22 protein-coding genes and 1 tRNA gene are annotated in these 17,206 nt (G+C 51.6%); 14 read left to right on the top strand and 9 right to left on the bottom strand.

Features of this window, described 5'->3' with window-relative positions; all coding sequences use genetic code 11:
• Positions 1 to 26 precede the first annotated feature (26 nt).
• Positions 27 to 593, top strand: a complete 567-nt coding sequence (locus QT230_RS03420; protein ID WP_308320076.1) for a hypothetical protein — start codon at positions 27 to 29, stop codon at positions 591 to 593.
• A gap of 41 nt (positions 594 to 634) precedes the next feature.
• On the opposite strand, the gene QT230_RS03415 is transcribed toward QT230_RS03420, so the two are convergent.
• Positions 635 to 1,609 carry a serine/threonine protein kinase gene (locus QT230_RS03415; protein ID WP_308320075.1) on the bottom strand — a complete coding sequence of 325 codons (975 nt, stop codon included), beginning with the start codon at positions 1,607 to 1,609 and terminating at the stop codon, positions 635 to 637.
• Positions 1,610 to 1,661: 52 nt separating this feature from the next.
• Positions 1,662 to 2,366, bottom strand: coding sequence for a ComF family protein (locus tag QT230_RS03410; protein ID WP_308320074.1), 705 nt, complete (start codon positions 2,364 to 2,366; stop codon positions 1,662 to 1,664).
• An 83-nt stretch (positions 2,367 to 2,449) separates the two neighbouring features.
• On the opposite strand from QT230_RS03410, the gene QT230_RS03405 reads away from it, so the two are divergent.
• The 3 genes from QT230_RS03405 (at position 2,450) to QT230_RS03395 (ending at position 4,482) form a co-directional block, all read left to right on the top strand.
• A tRNA-Leu gene (locus QT230_RS03405) sits at positions 2,450 to 2,534 on the top strand.
• Between the two features lie 282 nt (positions 2,535 to 2,816).
• Complete coding sequence (locus tag QT230_RS03400) at positions 2,817 to 3,446, top strand: hypothetical protein (protein WP_308320073.1); 630 nt, start codon at positions 2,817 to 2,819, stop codon at positions 3,444 to 3,446.
• A 49-nt stretch (positions 3,447 to 3,495) separates the two neighbouring features.
• Positions 3,496 to 4,482 (top strand): hypothetical protein, encoded by a 987-nt coding sequence (locus tag QT230_RS03395; protein ID WP_308320072.1) that lies wholly within the window; start codon positions 3,496 to 3,498, stop codon positions 4,480 to 4,482.
• Positions 4,483 to 4,563: 81 nt separating this feature from the next.
• Here the strand turns inward: QT230_RS03395 and QT230_RS03390 are convergent, their stop codons facing one another.
• Positions 4,564 to 5,325: an SDR family oxidoreductase gene (locus QT230_RS03390; protein WP_308320071.1), complete on the bottom strand. Its 762-nt coding sequence runs from the start codon at positions 5,323 to 5,325 to the stop codon at positions 4,564 to 4,566.
• 199 nt (positions 5,326 to 5,524) lie between these two features.
• Between QT230_RS03390 and QT230_RS03385 the strand changes: the two genes are divergently transcribed.
• The 4 genes from QT230_RS03385 (at position 5,525) to QT230_RS03370 (ending at position 9,292) form a co-directional block, all read left to right on the top strand.
• Positions 5,525 to 6,040, top strand: coding sequence for an FxsA family protein (locus tag QT230_RS03385; protein ID WP_308320070.1), 516 nt, complete (start codon positions 5,525 to 5,527; stop codon positions 6,038 to 6,040).
• Positions 6,041 to 6,269: 229 nt separating this feature from the next.
• The gene (locus QT230_RS03380; protein ID WP_308320069.1) at positions 6,270 to 6,563 is read left to right on the top strand and encodes a co-chaperone GroES; all 294 of its coding nucleotides are present in this window, start codon (positions 6,270 to 6,272) and stop codon (positions 6,561 to 6,563) included.
• A gap of 83 nt (positions 6,564 to 6,646) precedes the next feature.
• Positions 6,647 to 8,290: a chaperonin GroEL gene (groL, locus tag QT230_RS03375; protein WP_308320068.1), complete on the top strand. Its 1,644-nt coding sequence runs from the start codon at positions 6,647 to 6,649 to the stop codon at positions 8,288 to 8,290.
• Between the two features lie 270 nt (positions 8,291 to 8,560).
• Complete coding sequence (locus tag QT230_RS03370; RefSeq protein WP_308320067.1) at positions 8,561 to 9,292, top strand: RNA methyltransferase; 732 nt, start codon at positions 8,561 to 8,563, stop codon at positions 9,290 to 9,292.
• Positions 9,293 to 9,393: 101 nt separating this feature from the next.
• Here the strand turns inward: QT230_RS03370 and QT230_RS03365 are convergent, their stop codons facing one another.
• Positions 9,394 to 10,740, bottom strand: coding sequence for a Na+/H+ antiporter NhaC family protein (locus QT230_RS03365; RefSeq protein WP_308320066.1), 1,347 nt, complete (start codon positions 10,738 to 10,740; stop codon positions 9,394 to 9,396).
• Positions 10,741 to 10,931: 191 nt separating this feature from the next.
• Here QT230_RS03365 and QT230_RS03360 point away from each other — a divergent pair, with 191 nt between their 5' ends.
• The 5 genes from QT230_RS03360 (at position 10,932) to QT230_RS03340 (ending at position 14,303) form a co-directional block, all read left to right on the top strand.
• Positions 10,932 to 12,140, top strand: a complete 1,209-nt coding sequence (locus QT230_RS03360; RefSeq protein ID WP_308320065.1) for an MFS transporter — start codon at positions 10,932 to 10,934, stop codon at positions 12,138 to 12,140.
• Positions 12,137 to 12,265, top strand: a complete 129-nt coding sequence (locus QT230_RS03355) for a hypothetical protein (RefSeq protein WP_308320064.1) — start codon at positions 12,137 to 12,139, stop codon at positions 12,263 to 12,265. The genes QT230_RS03360 and QT230_RS03355 overlap by 4 nt, the downstream gene beginning before the upstream one ends.
• Positions 12,266 to 12,392: 127 nt before the next feature.
• Complete coding sequence (locus tag QT230_RS03350) at positions 12,393 to 13,160, top strand: DUF1538 domain-containing protein (protein ID WP_308320063.1); 768 nt, start codon at positions 12,393 to 12,395, stop codon at positions 13,158 to 13,160.
• Positions 13,157 to 13,972, top strand: a complete 816-nt coding sequence (gene umpB, locus QT230_RS03345) for a Na,Li,K/H(+) antiporter subunit UmpB (RefSeq protein WP_308320062.1) — start codon at positions 13,157 to 13,159, stop codon at positions 13,970 to 13,972. Before QT230_RS03350 ends, umpB begins: the two co-directional genes overlap by 4 nt.
• Positions 13,962 to 14,303 (top strand): P-II family nitrogen regulator, encoded by a 342-nt coding sequence (locus QT230_RS03340; protein WP_308320061.1) that lies wholly within the window; start codon positions 13,962 to 13,964, stop codon positions 14,301 to 14,303. Before umpB ends, QT230_RS03340 begins: the two co-directional genes overlap by 11 nt.
• Here QT230_RS03340 and QT230_RS20840 read toward each other — a convergent pair.
• The gene (locus QT230_RS20840; RefSeq protein ID WP_374694433.1) at positions 14,263 to 14,397 is read right to left on the bottom strand and encodes a hypothetical protein; all 135 of its coding nucleotides are present in this window, start codon (positions 14,395 to 14,397) and stop codon (positions 14,263 to 14,265) included. The genes QT230_RS03340 and QT230_RS20840 overlap by 41 nt on opposite strands.
• The gene (locus QT230_RS03335; protein ID WP_374694432.1) at positions 14,394 to 14,537 is read right to left on the bottom strand and encodes a metal ABC transporter permease; all 144 of its coding nucleotides are present in this window, start codon (positions 14,535 to 14,537) and stop codon (positions 14,394 to 14,396) included. Before QT230_RS03335 ends, QT230_RS20840 begins: the two co-directional genes overlap by 4 nt.
• Positions 14,538 to 14,651: 114 nt before the next feature.
• Between QT230_RS03335 and mntR the strand changes: the two genes are divergently transcribed.
• A complete protein-coding gene (gene mntR, locus QT230_RS03330) occupies positions 14,652 to 15,131 on the top strand; it encodes a manganese-binding transcriptional regulator MntR (RefSeq protein ID WP_308320060.1) in 480 nt (159 codons plus the stop codon).
• A gap of 6 nt (positions 15,132 to 15,137) precedes the next feature.
• Here the strand turns inward: mntR and QT230_RS03325 are convergent, their stop codons facing one another.
• From QT230_RS03325 to QT230_RS03315, 3 genes are all read right to left on the bottom strand, one after another.
• Positions 15,138 to 15,815 carry an RES family NAD+ phosphorylase gene (locus QT230_RS03325; RefSeq protein ID WP_308320059.1) on the bottom strand — a complete coding sequence of 226 codons (678 nt, stop codon included), beginning with the start codon at positions 15,813 to 15,815 and terminating at the stop codon, positions 15,138 to 15,140.
• Positions 15,816 to 15,826: 11 nt separating this feature from the next.
• On the bottom strand, positions 15,827 to 16,225 hold the full coding sequence (locus QT230_RS03320; protein ID WP_308320058.1) for an antitoxin Xre-like helix-turn-helix domain-containing protein: 399 nt from the start codon (positions 16,223 to 16,225) through the stop codon (positions 15,827 to 15,829).
• Positions 16,226 to 16,316: 91 nt separating this feature from the next.
• Positions 16,317 to 17,075 carry a DUF3750 domain-containing protein gene (locus QT230_RS03315; protein ID WP_308320057.1) on the bottom strand — a complete coding sequence of 253 codons (759 nt, stop codon included), beginning with the start codon at positions 17,073 to 17,075 and terminating at the stop codon, positions 16,317 to 16,319.
• Between the last annotated feature and the right edge of the window lie 131 nt (positions 17,076 to 17,206).

The following is a 17,206-nucleotide window of genomic DNA, read 5'->3' as shown; positions in this document are numbered from 1 at the left end:
GCAGGCGCCAACACTGAGAGTTCGCCATGTCCTTTAAGCCATCACATTTTTGGTTAACCGCCATCGCGGCCCCATTTTTTGCAATGCCTCTATACGCCTCTGCTGCAGACGCTAAGCTGACCCTCCCCAGCGAAGCAACAGTCGGCGTTGAGGTTGTCGAAGAGCTTACCTTTGATTCAAACCAAGCGCGCCTATGCGATATTTTGCTGCACCCTACCCGAGCAGCCAGCGCCTCCCATTCATTGCCAGAGTACTGTGTGATTATAGGCAATGCGCAGTTAGTGGATGAGCGCATTCGGGTTACGACACAAGAAGCAACGTGCATTGAAACCCACGACGCTGACAGCGATATTTTCAGCGGCAATTTCAGTGCCAGCGCTTATGCTGAAGATGGACAATACGCCATACCCTGCGAAAGCACTCCTTGCACGCTCTCTCCTGGGCAAACATTTCTTCTCACGTTAGATGAAGCCCTGGAAATTACCGAGCTGGATAATCCCTCTGCAGAGCTTAATCAGCAGCGCCAACAGGCCGATGGTGAAGGCGTTGCCAACCCCATTCCTCGTGAAGACGCCGACCCGGAAGTCGAGTAATCAGCATTTCAATTTGCGCTAGTGGGTTTAAGCTAAATCAACTATGCCAACCAGCGTGGATTATCTAATTGAAGACACTGTTGCTCTAACTGGCGGATATGCTGATCCCAATAGCCGCTATCTGCCAGCCAAGGAAATGCACGTGGAAATGCCGGATCATTCCAGCGTGACACCAGCCATGCTGAGTGTCTGATCAGGCGATAGCTTCTTAACGGCTCAATTAGCACCATTTGATCACTAGGGAATGAGCCGCTCTCTTCGTACCCTTCGATAATTTCGCTTAAGTAGGATCGCCAGCCTTGGGGATCATCGGTGGGTAGTAACATCCAGATATCCTGCATAGCGGGCGCCATAATACAGTCGTCAAAATCAACGAGCGTAAACTGCTCGTCACGCCCCAGCACATTACCTAAATGGCAGTCTCCGTGGCAGCGAATCATGCGGTTGTCAGGCACGCTGTGCTTTAAAAGCTGCTGATGAACTTTTTGAATAACTTTCTCATATGCTCGCCGCTGATGACGCGTCAACCTTTCGCTACTTAGCACGCGCTGCTGAGCGTCAAGCACCCCGCTGGCCAGCTCTAAGCGTGGACGATGCTGAAAAGTTGCATTAGCGGACACTTGATGCAATCGCCCTAGCAGCTCCCCCATGGCAAACAGATGCGACGGGTTATCCAACTCTGGCGCTTGGCCAGGGCAATGGGGAAATAGGGAAAATCGAAATGCCTTAAAATAGTGTATCGACGTGCCTGCCTTATCGCGCCACGGAGCCACTACCGGTACATTTTGACTAGCGAGTTCCTGCAGAAAATCATGCTCTTCCTGAATCGCCTTATCAGACCAGCGGTCAGGGCGATAGAACTTAACAATCCAACTTTTGCCATCGTCATCGCGAAACATCAGCACACGATTTTCGTAGCTATTTAGCGCAAAGGGTTCGCCTGCAGGCCAAATATCCAGTGACTCTACGGCAGACATCACCAAATCGGGCGAAAGAGAGCTAAACGGGTGTGACATTGGTCACTCCTGGGTTGGCGAAAAAGCTAAAATTTGCGAAAAGTTTATTCTATCAATCCTTGCCAAGTGGTGTCCGCGCTGCTGCCCATATATCAACTTGGCTGGCTCCTGCATCTAGCGCAGCTTGAGCCAATGCATGCCCTGTCGACCCCGTCGTCACAACGTCATCCACTATGACGATGTGCGCCGGTAGCGGTCCTTCAAAGGCAAAAGCGCCCGCCAGATTAGCCGCCCGTTGGCGGCGATTCAATGTGCGCTGGGAGGGGCTATCTTTAATCCTTCTGGCATTAACCAGCGGCATATCACATTTCTTCCCTAACTGCTCTGCCAACCAGTGCGATTGATTAAACCCACGTGTGCGAGCATGTGCGGTGGTCATAGGCACCGACAACAGGGCATCTCCCTGGATCGCCGGCGGGGTTAACAGCATCAATTCAACCAATAACGTGCCCGCGCGCGGCGAAGCATGAAATTTAAAATCATGCACCAGTTGTTTAATCGCTCCTTGATACAGCAGCCCAGCCTGGGTGGCCGTATATGCCGGTGGCTCTGTTAGGCAGTGACCACATAGTGGCGTTTTATGCGCCACTGGATCGCCACACTGCTGGCAGGCGTGAAGATTCCAGGGCAGTTCTTTTAAACAGGCAGCGCACCACCCTTGCCCTGGTAAGGCACTGGCCATGCAGAACGCGCAGTAGCCCGGCATGCCTTGCTGAAGCAAACGACTTCCTCGCTGCAGCCACTGTTTTAACACCATGCCTTCTCCTTACGGCTAACTGAATAAATATCAAATCATTGATTGACTTACGCCACAAAATTGATAATATACGCCTCGTCTTAGCGGATGTGGTGGAATTGGTAGACACGCTAGATTTAGGTTCTAGTGCCGTAAGGTGTGGGAGTTCGAGTCTCCCCATCCGCACCAATTACTTGTTATCTTTCAATCTTTTAGCTTCATCCTCCCCTTCTGAATTAATCATTGTCGAGTTAGCTGATAGGCCTATTTTTGATCAGCTTTTAAGTTAATGGCTCAAGCATTTTATTCCATACTCTATATTCTTACTCATCAATGGCTTAACGCCATTTTTTTGTGCCTGACATTTGGGGATTCAATAGCTTATTGCCAACATTCTGGCTGACGTAAGCACAATTCTCCGCTAGATTATTAACCAAAATTGGCCCAATTACATGAGAAGGAACTCAAATAATGGAATGGCTCAACGAAAACGCTCAGGCAATCTCGGCAGTCGCGAGCATTTGTACGCTGTTTGTGTGGTTGTTTTATGCCCAACTGCTTTATAACGGCTATGTCCGTCAGCGGCGCCCTCGCGTTATTATTAATCGCGGCAGAGGTACTGGTGTCAACGCCATCTGCCTAATCAGCAACATGAGCAGTGAAGCGATCTATATTCAACACCTTATAGCGGTGCTACATACCCAAAATCGCAGCTACAACCTTGATGTAGTGGAGTATCAGCAGCGTGGCAACGAACAAAATGAAAACAGCCATCGCACTCATCAAGGCCCTCTGGCATCAGGTGACTATCTGAACATTCAAACGTTTGGTGACATCGTGAAACAAGTTAAAGAGTATTGGGAAATTGAAGACGATTTGCTGCATGAGCAAAATCTTCAGCTCGAAATTCGTGTCATTGCCATTTATGGGTCCGAAGATATGCCCATGGGCGCTTCACGTACCTTTAATTTTGATTTAGACGCAGCTCCCATCCGCCAGCTTATTCCGGCCAAAGTCGATACCCATCGTCTTAACAGCCGAGGCCAGCGCAAGCGTGTATTAGAATGGGCAAAAGAGATTGAAACCCACAAGGCACGCTAACCAATTTTTTATACTAAGCGGCAAAGCACACGACGACTGGAACTACTCGATGCATAAAATTATAACCTTCTGCTGGCTAGGCCTAATGACTTGCGTCGCGGTTAACGCTTACGCCGAAGAGGAAGATAGCGATTTACCCGAGTGGGCTGAAGAGCGTGTTGAGCCGTTTCGCGAAAGCGTAGGCAACTGGGTAGACAGTACGTCGCGCCGCATTGATGGTTTTTTTGGCACCGATGATCATATGCAGGCCAAGAACGAGTCTTATCTACGCCTAGGTCAAGAAATTGACTGGATGGAGGGCGACGGCACCCGTGGCGATACATCGATCCGTTACCGTATCGATCTACCTACCTCAGAAGAGCGCTTGCGCCTGGTGATCGAGAGTGATCCCGAAGAGTCTCAAGGCACGCTTGAAGAGCAGGGCTCGGGGCGCCTTAATAATGATCAGCGCGACCGACGCAGCTCAACATTGGGGCTAGATTGGCTAGAGAGCCGCGACAAGCGTGAAAACTGGAGCAATCGAGTGGGTGCCGGTGTGCGCTTACGCCTACCGCTGGATCCTTATGTACGTTTCACGAGCGAACGCCTATGGCAACTCGGCGAAGGACCCTGGCAGCTTGAAACAAATAACCGCGTTTCTTGGTTCAATAATGAAGGCTACTCGGCCCGGACGCGCTGGGATGTGGGTCGTGCGCTAAGCGATAGCCGCCATTTACGGTTTATCACAAACGTTCAGTGGCGTGAGGAAGAAGATAAACTCGAATACAGCGAAATTGCCGAAATCAACCACCGTATTAATCGGCGCAGCGCTCTACGCTACTCCGCCATTGCCATTGGTGAAAGCGCCTCCAATCCGCGCATGACCAATTACTACCTGCAAACGCGCTATCGGCGGGATATCCATAAAGGCATTTTGTTCGCTGATGTCATTCCAGAGCTGCACTTTCAGCGCGATGTGAGCTATGACCCACGGTGGGCGATGACGCTACGCCTAGAAATGTACTTCCAGCGTAAAATTAGCCGCGACTACTTTTAAGCCGACTCAAGATGCTCTGTCGGCGGCCTTCTGGGGCCGCCTATTTAGCTAGTAAAAATCTGCTTGGGCCCAGTAGCAAATCTATAGCCGCAATCCCCCATCGCACTCAATAATGCGTCCGGTGAAGTAGTCATTCTCAATAATAAATGCCACGCTTTGGGCAATATTATCGGGTTCACCTAAGCGCTTGAGGGGCACGCTTGAAGAAATCCGCTCCAACATATCCGGCCGCATTGCAGCGGTCATTTCAGTCGCGACAAATCCGGGTGCAACGGTGCCGGTGCGGATACCATAACGCGCCAGTTCTTGACTCCAGGTAGTCGTTAGCGCGTGTACTCCAGCTTTAGCAGCGGCATAGTTGCTCTGCCCCATATTGCCTGCCCGGGAAATGCTCGATATGTTTACGATCACCCCTTGATGCCCTGCCTCAATCATCTGGGTAGCAGCTTCACGCCCACACAGAAAAACGCCGGTTAAATTAACATTAATAACGTTTTGCCAAGCCTCTAAGGACATACGTTTTTCCACTTGCCCCTGTTTAGCCTTAACCAGCAGTGCATCGTCAGTAATACCCGCATTATTTATGCAGCCGCTAACAGGCCCCATGCGCTGCGCAATATCAGTAAATGCTTGAGTCACGGAGGCCTCGTCGGCGACATTAACTACAAAGGCCTGAGCGTCGATACCTTCAGCGGAAAGCTGCGATACAGCCTGATCGAGCGCTTCAGCACTCATATCCAAAAGCGCCATACGCGCTCCCTGCTTACCCAGCCGTAAAGCCATGGCATAACCCAAACCACGCGCCCCTCCGGTAACTGCGATCACTTTATCGGTAAGAAGCATTATTAACTCCTGGTAGCGGCTAAAAAATCGATTAATTGTGCATTGCAGCATATAAGAGTGCGTAACATAAATCGAGTTCCTTGCGTTACTAAAGAGTGCTTTTATCGCAAATCTTGAGCTGCTTGTTATTAAGATATCTGGCACCATATTAAGAAAAACACGACTGTAATGGTGTCAGTCACTTTATCTGGAGTTAATCATGCCCATCCTTATTTTCATATCACTGTTCACCTTACTTGATTTCGTTGTCCTTTTTTCAATTGGCAGCCAGATAGGTTTACTAACAACCCTACTCTTAGTACTCGGCACAGGTTTTGCCGGGCTTCATCTTATCCGTAGAGAAGGGGTCGCAACGTTTGCTCGTGCGCGTCAGCGCATGCAGGTTGGCGAGGTTCCTTCCAGTGAATTATTAACCGGCGCTGCGCTTATTTTCGGTGGAGCGCTACTGATGGCACCAGGCTTTTTATCCGACGCACTGGGTCTGGCTTGCCTCATTCCCAGTGCCCGGCAACTCATGTTTAAAGCACTGACTTGGTTAGGGCTTAAAACCGTTGTGGGTGCACAGCAAGGCTCTGGCGATTCGACTGCACGCCAGACCTCGAATGAACACAGCGAACGTTTCGATGGGGCATCCAAAAATTCTCAATCCGCGCAACAGGAAGGCCCTATTGAGGGAGACTTTATTAGCCATGATGAGCCCTTGCGTCGTCGTTAAGGCTCCTCTGGGAAGAAAATCGACAAAAAAGCAATTTTTTATTGCCCGCCCCCTTGAAAGACCATCCGCAGCCCCCACTTTTTAGCCAGCACACAAATTCGGCAGCTACTAACGGTACTGCCATTAACAATGGAGGCTGTAAGGCCTTCGCTTCTCGCGGGAAATCCCACGAGAACTTTTTTAGCTAACCGCCCTCAACTGGGCTTCAACCATACTCAGGAGAACGTGAATGAATATCCGTCCTTTGCACGATCGTGTCATCATCCGTCGCGTTGAAGAAGAGCAAAAAACCGCAGGCGGCATCGTGCTTCCGGGCAATGCAGCAGAAAAACCAACGCGTGGCGAAGTACTCGCCGTTGGTAATGGTCGCATTCTCGAAAATGGCGATGTTCGCCCCCTAGACGTTAAGGTTGGCGATAACGTGATCTTTAAAGATGGCTACGGCGTCGAAAAGCAAAAAGTCGACGGTGAAGAAGTCTTAATCATGAGCGAAGCCGATATTCTTGCGGTTGTTGAAGGCTAAGATCGTCGTCGCGCACTCTCTTATGATGAGTGCCTCGATTATTCACTTTCACGTTTTTGCATTCAATTTAGGAAGTAGCAGATATGTCAGCTAAACAAGTCAAGTTCTCAGATGATGCTCGTAAGCGCATGGCCCGCGGTGTTGACGTTCTCGCCAACGCGGTAAAAGTAACCCTCGGCCCGAAAGGCCGGAATGTGGTACTGGAAAAATCTTTCGGCTCCCCCACCGTGACTAAAGACGGTGTTTCTGTTGCCAAAGAGATTGAACTGAAAGACAAGTTCGAAAACATGGGCGCCCAGATGGTTAAAGAAGTCGCTTCACAGACTTCTGACGCCGCAGGAGACGGCACCACCACCGCTACCGTTCTGGCCCAAGCCATTATTGCTGAAGGTCTGAAAGGCGTAACGGCGGGCATGAACCCGATGGATCTTAAGCGCGGCATTGATCAAGCCGTTGCTGCTGCCGTTAAAGAAATCAAAGCAATGTCTGTACCCTGCACCGACACCAAGTCGATTGCACAAGTAGGTACCATTTCTGCTAACGGCGACCAGCGTATCGGTGAAATCATTGCCGAAGCGATGGAAAAAGTCGGTAAAGAAGGCGTCATCACCGTTGATGAAGGTCGCGGCTTTGAAGACGAGCTGGAAGTTGTTGAAGGTATGCAGTTTGATCGCGGCTACCTCTCGCCTTACTTCGTCACCAACCAGGACACTATGACGGTTGAACTGGAAGATCCTTACATCCTGTTAGTGGATAAAAAGATCTCCAACATCCGCGAGCTGCTGCCGGTACTGGAAGCCGTTGCCAAGCAAGGCAAGCCGCTGGCTATTATCGCTGAAGATATCGAAGGCGAAGCCCTCGCAACGCTGGTTGTCAACAACATGCGCGGTATCGTTAAAGTAGCTGCAGCCAAAGCACCTGGCTTCGGCGACCGTCGTAAGTCCATGCTGCAGGATATCGCCATCCTGACCAACGGCACGGTCATTTCTGAAGAAGTTGGTCTGACGCTTGAACAAGCAAACCTGGATCACCTGGGTACTGCCAAGCGTATGACCATGTCGAAAGAGAACACCACCATCATTGATGGCGCTGGTGCGGAAAACGATATTGAAGCACGCGTTAGCCAAATCCGTGCGCAAATCGAAGAGACCTCTTCTGACTACGACAAAGAGAAGCTGCAAGAGCGTGTTGCCAAACTAGCAGGCGGTGTTGCCGTTATCCGCGTCGGTGCTGCCACCGAAGTGGAAATGAAAGAGAAGAAAGCCCGCGTTGAAGACGCCCTGCACTCCACCCGTGCGGCCGTTGAAGAAGGCGTGGTGCCCGGTGGCGGTACAGCACTGGTTCGCGTAATGGCGAAAGTACAAGGTCTAACCGGCGAAAACGAAGACCAGAACCACGGTATCAACATGGCGCTGCGCGCTATGCAGTCACCGCTGCGCCAGATCGTGTCCAACGCTGGTGAAGAGCCTGCTGTCGTCATCAACCGTGTTAAAGATGCAGAAGGAAACTTCGGCTACAACGCACAAACCGGTGAATTCGGCGACCTGTTTGAAATGGGTGTTCTGGATCCGGCTAAAGTTACCCGTTCTGCGCTGCAGTCCGCAGGTTCGGTTGCTGGTCTGATGATCACTACTGAGTGCATGATCGCTGAAGATCCGGAAGAGAAAGACGCCGCACCTGATATGGGTGGCATGGGCGGAATGGGTGGTATGGGCGGCATGATGTAATGCATCCCTGAGCCCTTCGCTCTATTGACGGCTAGCGTTTAGCTGTCACCAAGAACCCCGCCTTGCGGGGTTCTTGCGTTTTGAGGCGTGTACAGGCACGGGGTTGTCGATATTGTTTTTGAAACAGTTGTTGAAACAGTTGTTGAAACTGTTGTCGATACCGTTTTTGAAACTGTTGCCGCAACACATGTCAGCCATTTTCAGGGCCGAACGTGCTACTATCTGCGCGATTTTTTAAGCTATATTTTTTTAACTACTGGGCTCCAGCGCATGTTGCAGCATATCCGTATCGTACTCGTTCAGACCTTCCACCCCGGTAATATCGGCGCTGCGGCCCGGGCCATGAAAACCATGGGCTTAACAGAGCTGGTGCTGGTTAATCCGCGTTTATTCCCCGATGAAGAAGCGACTCGGCTAGCGGCGGGCGCCACTGATGTGCTGGAGAGTGCACGTGTGGTTAACTCACTGGAGGAAGCCGTTAACGATTGCGTCCAGGTCGTCGGTGCCAGTGCGCGCTTACGCAGCCTGCCCTTGCCCCACTTTGACGAGCCCGATGAGATGGCGGCAGACGTCATCCAGAACGCGCAAACGGCGCCAGTGGCGCTAGTATTTGGGCGCGAACGCTCGGGACTGACGAATGATGAGATCCGCTGCTGCACCCACCAGGCCAGCATTCCTGCCAATCCTGATTACGGCATTCTGAATTTATCCCAGGCGGTACAGATACTGGCTTATGAAGTGCACCGCGCCTGGCGTAAAGGCGAGGACAGCGGCTTTGCTTATCAACGCCCGCTGGAGGCGACGCCGCCCAGCCGCGAACAGTTCCTACACTTTCAAGCGCACCTGGGCCGCTTGATGCAGGATAGCGGTTTTTTAACTCAGCCCCACGCCCGCACTGAAGAACAGCTTCAAGCCCTCTTCGCCCGCGCACAGCCCAGCCGCAAAGAGCTTTCATTGTTAAGGGGCTTATTAAGCGCGTTTGAAAGCCACCTGCCTAAATAGCGAAAAGGCTCCAGCTTAATCAAAAAAGATACAACCAGAAAAAAGGGACAACCAGCGTTGTCCCTTTATGATTCTAAAATAGACGTTTTAAAGCAGCCCCTTTAGAGCATCATCGCCGCTAGCCAGCCAAAGCCTACTAACGGAATGTTGTAGTGCAGAAATGTCGGCACCACGCTGTCCCACATATGATCGTGCTGACGGTCAACGTTAAGGCCTGAGGTTGGCCCCAAGGTTGAATCCGATGCTGGCGAGCCAGCGTCGCCTAGCGCCGCGGCGGTTCCCACCAGCACTACTGTGGCCATGGGCGAGAAGCCAAACTGTACCGCCAAGGGCACAAAAATAGCGGCAATAATCGGAATCGTTGAGAACGACGAGCCAATACCCAGGGTAATAAACAGCCCTACCAGCAGCATTACCAACGCTGCTAAGCCACGGTTATCACCAAATAGCGCAAAGGCCCCTGACACCAAAGCGTCAATCTCCCCGGTGGTCTTCATTACTTCCGCAAAGCCCGCCGCAGAAATCATGATAAAGCCAATCAGTGCCATCATACGCATACCGCTGGTAAACAGGTCGTCCGCTTCGCGCCATTTAAAGATCCCGCCCATTGAAAGCAGGCCAATCCCTACCAACCCCCCCAATATCATTGAGCCGCTATAAAGCTGCAGACCAAGTGCCGCGACGATCGCCACGCCTGACATTACTAACCCCAGCATATGCGGCTGAGCAGGTGCATGTCCTTCAGTCACATTAGCGTTAGCAATATCTTGGGCCTGGTATTCTCGCGGGCGCCGATAGCTCCAAAACAGCGCAACGATTAACCCCAGCGCCATACCGCCGACCGGTATCGCCATGGCCATCGGCACCATGCCACGGGTAATTTCCAGCCCTAACGGCTCTCCTGCGCTATTCAAATTAGCCAGCAAAATATCATTAAGGAAAATCGCCCCAAACCCTACCGGCAGCAGCATATAGGGTGCGGTTAAACCGAAAGTGAGCGCACAGGCTACCGCACGACGATCCAACTTTAAGCGGTTCATTACGGTTAACAGCGGCGGAATCAACACCGGTATAAAAGCAATATGTACCGGAATCGCATTCTGCGAAGAAATCGCTACTAACAGCACTGCCGTCAGCAGCAACATTTTGACCCGCGCCTGCTGGGCGGCAGTGGTTTCCTTACCCAAAAGCGTTATCAAACGGTTAGCCAACATATCGGGCAATCCGGAGCGGGAAATAGCCACGGCGAAAGCACCTAAAGTGGCATAAGCCAGCGCCACTTGGGCCCCGCCCCCAACGCCTTCATTAAAGGCATCCAGCGTCTGCTCAAGCGATAGCCCGCCCACTAAACCACCGACTAACGCGCCGACCACTAAAGCAAATACCACTGAGACACGCACAAGCGAAAGCGCCACCATCACCAGCACGGCAAGAATTACTGCATTCATGAAGATCCCTAGAGCTATTGAGCGGTCATTAACAGCGAAGGAGGCGGATTTTAGCAGATTAGAAGTGTAAACCTAAATGACGCCACTCATATGAGCGTTTTTATACTAGGCACTCTATTTGGCAGCTTCTAAACGCCCACAAGCCATGCGATAGTAAGCAAACTGTAAGCCTGCAAATAAAAGAGAACATCATGGCTCTTATTCGCAACCATGCGCTGCTACTGATCATATTAGGAAGTTTGGTTATCTCCACGGCCATGGGCTTGCGTCATGGCTTTGGGCTGTTTATGGAACCACTCAGCAGCGACCTTGGCTGGGGACGCGGCGTATTCGCCTTTGCAATCGCTCTCCAAAACCTTGTCTGGGGCTTAGCGCAGCCCTTTACCGGCGCCCTAGCTGACCGCTTTGGCGCAGCAAAAATTATTGTGCTGGGTGGGTTACTCTATGCCCTAGGTCTGCTGTTTATGAGCCTTTCTACCTCTGCGTTGGGTATGACGCTCAGCGCGGGGCTGTTGATTGGCTTTGGCCTTTCGGGCACCACATTTTCGGTTATTTTGGGTGCCGTTGGCCGTGCGGTAGCGCCTGAAAAACGCAGTATGGCCATGGGTATTGTTAGCGCCGCCGGGTCATTTGGGCAATTCGCGATGCTGCCGGGCACCCTGGGCCTTCTCGAGTGGCTTGGCTGGGCAGCAGCGCTGATGGCAATGGCTGCGATCGCCACTATCATCATTCCGCTTGGCGCCATGCTGCGCGATAAGCCCTCCGCCAAAACGGCGTCTGATTTAAGCCTCAAAGATGCACTTAATGAAGCAGCAGGCCAAAAAGGCTTCTGGCTACTCTGTTTAGGCTTTTTTGTCTGCGGTTTTCAGGTGGTTTTCATCGCCGTACACCTACCCGGCTACTTATTCGATAACGGTCTTGCGGTGCAGGTGGGCACGACGGTGCTGGCGTTAGTCGGCCTGTTCAATATTGTCGGCACCTATACCGCCGGTTGGATGGGCGGCATTTGGTCCAAGCCCAAGCTGCTTACCTGGCTTTATTTGATTCGTGGGGTGGTGATTACTGCCTTCGTATTCTTGCCACTGAGTCCTTTTAGCGCTTACTTATTCGGCATCGTGATGGGGCTTTTATGGCTCTCTACTGTGCCATTGACCAACGGCATCGTGGCATCAGTCTTCGGCGTTCGCCATCTCTCCATGCTGGGCGGCATCGTATTTCTATTTCATCAGCTAGGCTCTTTTATGGGTGTTTGGTTGGGCGGCTATTTTTATGATATTACCGGTAATTACGATGCGGTATGGAAAATTGCCATTGTGCTCTCTGTTGTGGCTGCCGCCCTGCATTGGTTTATCAATGAGAAGCCGCTTAGGCAAGACGCTGTAACCACGGTGACGTCATGAACGCTGTTAAAACGCTAGGCACTCTATTATTAGCAGCCGCGCTACTTGCTGGCTTGGCTATCGCGTGGTGGGGTTGGCAGAACCTGGATCCTTCACTGCTGCTATTGGGCAGTCGACTCTGCTGAATATTTGGTTCGTTGTGTTTTCCGTGCGCGAGATCAATTTTTTGACTATTGATAGCCCTATACTCTGATTCTACTTAGATAACGCCTCTGCGTTACCGGTATTTACTCCTGATACGCGGAAGACTCAATGGATCTAGTGGTATCGCTTGCCCACCAATTAAAAGACAGCCTGCGAGATCTTGCGCCGGTGGTGTTGGTAATGGCGTTTTTTCAGCTAGTGGTTATCCGTCAACCCCTGCCCGAGTCACTCGCGTTGATCGATCTGGCCTTGGGTTTAACGTTTGTGCTCGTAGGCCTTACGCTATTTATTAAAGGTCTTGAGCTGGGGCTATTTCCCCTGGGTGAGAACCTAGCCCGCGCATTTGTAACAAAAGGCTCGATAACCTGGCTACTGCTGTTTGCTTTTGCATTGGGGCTTGGCTCTACCGTGGCCGAACCTGCATTGATCGCCATTGCCGCCAGGGCGGCTGACGTTGTTGCCCAGGGTGGGCTTATCGATAATAGCCCTAGCGCACAAACCAGCTTTGCCTTTTCTCTGCGTATGGTAGTAGCGGCCTCGGTTGGGGCCGCTGTGGTGATCGGCGTAATACGTATTTTTAAAGGCTGGCCGCTGCATTTAATGATTATTGGCGGTTACCTGCTGGTACTGCTGTTAACACTGCTTGCACCTGCTGAGATGATTGGCATCGCCTACGACTCAGGCGGCGTCACCACGTCAACAATTACCGTACCACTGGTAACCGCACTGGGCGTTGGCTTAGCGTCCTCAATAAAAGGCCGCAGCCCGATGCTTGATGGCTTTGGGCTTATTGCACTCGCTTCAGTAATGCCGATTATTTTTGTGCTGTTATTTGGCATTGTGGGCATCCACCTAATACCGGGCGTCGCGCCATGAGCCTGATAGCGACTTTTTGGGGCACGTTGCTGGATATCCTGCCCATTGCTGCGATCATATTCGGCTTTCAATACTTAGTGATTCGAAAACAGGTAAAGCGCCTACCACAGGTGCTGGCCGGTTTTTTGATGGTTTGGGTAGGGCTGTCGCTGTTCCTGGTGGGCTTAGAACAAGCGCTGTTTCCAATGGGTGAGTTAATGGCAACCCAACTGACACAGCGTGAGTTTCTACCTGCTTTGGCAGAGGGCGCCCAGCGCCATTGGAGCGACTACTATTGGGTATATATTTTCGCGTTTACGATTGGCGCCAGCACCACTATCGCCGAGCCATCCCTTATCGCAGTCTCGTTAAAAGCAGGCGAGATTTCTGGCGGCACGATTAATCCCTTGATGCTGCGTATAGCGGTGGCACTCGGCATGGCGTTTGGTATTACGCTGGGCACTTGGCGCATTGTGATGGGCTGGCCGTTGCAGTGGTTTGTCTGCGGGGCTTACCTGCTGGTGATCGTTCAAACGCTGCGGTCACCGCGATCCATCATTCCACTGGCATTTGATTCTGGCGGGGTCACAACGTCAACCATTACCGTGCCTATTATTGCCGCGCTGGGATTAGGCCTCGCCGCTGAAATACCGGGACGCAGCCCGATAATGGATGGGTTTGGCATGATCGCGCTGGCCTGTTTATTTCCTATCATTACCGTGATGGGTTACGCCCAAATCGCCGAGTGGAAAATTACCCGACAATACTCAGCCAAGGGCCTCACCTCTCAGCAAAGCAAGCTGTTAAAAAAAGGAGAGCGCGATGCGCTTTAAACTGATTGTCGCCATGGTAGAAGTCGAGTTAACCGATGCCATTTTGGATGCCGCACGCCAGGCAGGGGCAACCGGTTCCACCATCGTTAACAACGCTCGCGGAGAAGGGTTAAAAAAAGCCCACGGCATCTTCGGCATGGAGATAACCGCACAACGGGATATGCTTTTGTTCTTGGCAGAAGAGCACCGCAGTCGGCATATCCTGGAAGCGATAGCGCGGATAGGCGAGTTTGATGAAACCCCTGGCACCGGCATCGCATTTCAGCTTGATGTCGAAGATGCCGTCGGGGTTAAAAGTCAGATTCAATCGCTATCGCCACGACCAGAATAATACCGACGGTTTCCAGACTGACCACTAACGTCAACAGCAGCGCCGAGCGCAAAGCGCCGGTGAACATCAGCCCTATGGCCGCGTCAGACTTCATCCGCGTGTGGCGCTCAGTCGCGCCGATCCTACCGGGATCAATGCCCCAGTAATAAAAGCGCCAATAAAGAACGGCCAGCCCAGCAGATAGGCAATCGCCACCCCAGGCAGCACCACATGATCAAATAGACTGCAGCTCAACAAAAAAGCTTTGTGCAAACAGTTTAGCCTTGGCTAAGAATGTTGTGTAAAAATAGTCTACTATCTCAATGACTATCCAATGATTGTTATCACTGCCTCCGATATAATTTGCCAATGACTGATTCTAATTCGAACGCCTCATTGATCGCCCCAAGCATTCCTGGTGATGCACTGCCCCCCGTGGAGCAGCACGCGCAGCAGTATGCAACGGTGCGCAACGCCCATGAAACTGAGCTGATTGAAGACTATGTTGAGCTGATTGGCGACTTACTGGCACATCGCGGCGAAGCGCGCGCGGCGGATATTGCCAATCGCATGGCGGTCAGCCAAGCGACGGTATCGAAAATGATCCGGCGTTTAAATGAGTTGGAATTGGTCACCAGCAAGCCCTACCGCTCTCTGTTTCTAACCGAGGCAGGCCAAAAAATGGCGGAAACGTCACGCGCCCGCCACGATGTTGTGCTGCACTTTTTACGCGCACTCGGGGTTAAAGATAGTACTGCGCGCATTGATGCCGAAGGCATGGAGCATCATGTCAGCGATGAAACCCTCGCGATCATGCAGCGTTTTACTAAGCAGCAGCAAAAAAAATAGGCTCGCTTATCGCGGGGAGCAGCGCAGATGGTTCACTTGTGTAATGGCGCCGTTCCAAATCATTTCTAAGTGCGATGTCTGAACAACACCAGTGACACTGCGTGGCGTCATCAGCGCCCAACACTGCCCACCTGGATAACGCACCGAGTGGTAGCGTAGACCACCGCTCTGCTGACGAATTTCAACGCCGAACGCTTGTGCGTCCGTGTAGTCATCGGGTGCATAAATGCTGTGCTCAATAGGCAATGCCCGCGCGTCAATAAAACCATGCTCATTGAAAGTGCCTTTTAAACCACGAAAGACAAAGCGCTCGTAATGCAGTCCGGTTATATTTTGCCAATACGCTTGCTGGTGATACGTTACTTCGGCAATCGCCGTTTCAAGCGTAGCGGCAAAATAGAGCACGCCATAGCTGCCATTGCTAAAGCGCGAGCCCTGCGGATTCACATGCGTAAATGGAGCAACCGCATAAGAGCAGCCACGAATTCCGAAAGGTATCTGCTCGGGTGGAAGCAGCGCTAAATTACCCACTTCATTTTGTAACCGCGGGTTTGTTAACGCCTGGAGAGCGTGCAGCGCGGCGAATTCATCCGCGTTTGCCACGTCATCAAATAGATCAACGGGTGGAAATTTGCTATTAACCAGCCGGTAGCCAATCACCTCGCTTGCTGGTAACGCCAGCAAATCAGCAGCCTTTACCACTGACCGCCTCGCAGGCTATCGATACGCTTAAAGGTTTCGTAGAGCGCCGCAAAATCTCCTGAACCCATAATTTCTAGCGGCGTCCGACCATTGAAGTAAGGGTTATGATTAATCATATTGACAAACCCATAAAGGTTCATAGGGTTATCAAATATCATCCGCAGCGCCGCGTGGATGTTAAGCAAATAGCTGATTCGGGTCAGTTGGTCGCTGTCTAACTTGATTTCAGCCAGATCACCACGGCGGGCGCGGGCATACGTGCTGTGCGAGACACGCAAAATCGCTTCGCCCTGCTCGCCAGACGCGCGCCATTTATCGAGAATTTGTACCGCCGCTTTCAAACCTGACGCTGCGGCCGTTTTGTTTTGGGTAATATCGTATGCGGTTTGCATAGTGCCTTCTTCCTTCCCCTCTATTTATCTACAAATACTAGATTAACTAATAAGTATCTGCAAATACTTGCTAGCTGCTCCCTAATGGCTGTCAGCTTCCCTGCACATTAGCAGGCATTCCTAACCGCCCTATGCCAGGCAGTTTCAAGGCGGGCCGCATCACATCGATGCCGAAACTCAGACCTAGCAAGTTAATCTCGATACCCTCTTCTTTCGCCAAGATAAGACCAAATATACCGCCCAGAGAGAACTGGTAGCCGGTACCACTGGGTGCAGGAGCGAACACACTGTTGAGCATGTAATCTTTGCCGATAGCAGTAACCGGCAATGCCACGTCAAATCCCGGCACCTCGCGTATGACCCAGGCAATAAAGCTATTGCTATTGGGGCCTGGCCATACGCGATATAGATCGGCTTGAGGATAGTCGGCAGCCGCCGCCTCTATCAGGGGAATCATCTGCGTCGCTGCATCACCACGATAATCAGCCAATAACGTAGGCGGGTTGCCAAACCAAGCTCGGTCCGGCGTATCAATGAAAGAAATCACCGTGGGTCGGCGCCAACTCAATACCTGATGCAGCCGATAGCTATCGGCATTTTCTGTTTTGGTTGCGATCCAGATATGCTCGCCAAACGCCCCACGCCAGTTATAAGCACGCGCAGAATAGACCTGGATCACGGCCTCTGAACTTATCGCTGGGTCTGGCGCTATGCCTGCGGAAGCACGATCAAGCGACGACCAATGAGCATCCATCACCACCTGATTACTGGCCAATATCCATACAGGCCCCATTAACAGCAGCGCCAAAAGAGCTACGAGGCTGAGCAGCCACCGCAGTAGCATTTTCATTGGGTTGTCCGTAATGATCGTTATCTGTAGATACCGTGATAGAGCATTAGACGCAAGCTGATGTCTTAGCGGCTTAGGGGAAAGTGATATTAAGGAGAGGGATAGAGAAGCGAAAGCTAGAAATGGAGGCG

This window comes from Halomonas sp. SpR8 (assembly GCF_031010195.1).
Lineage (GTDB): Bacteria > Pseudomonadota > Gammaproteobacteria > Pseudomonadales > Halomonadaceae > Vreelandella.
This window is presented reverse-complemented; position numbering and strand designations above follow the sequence as displayed.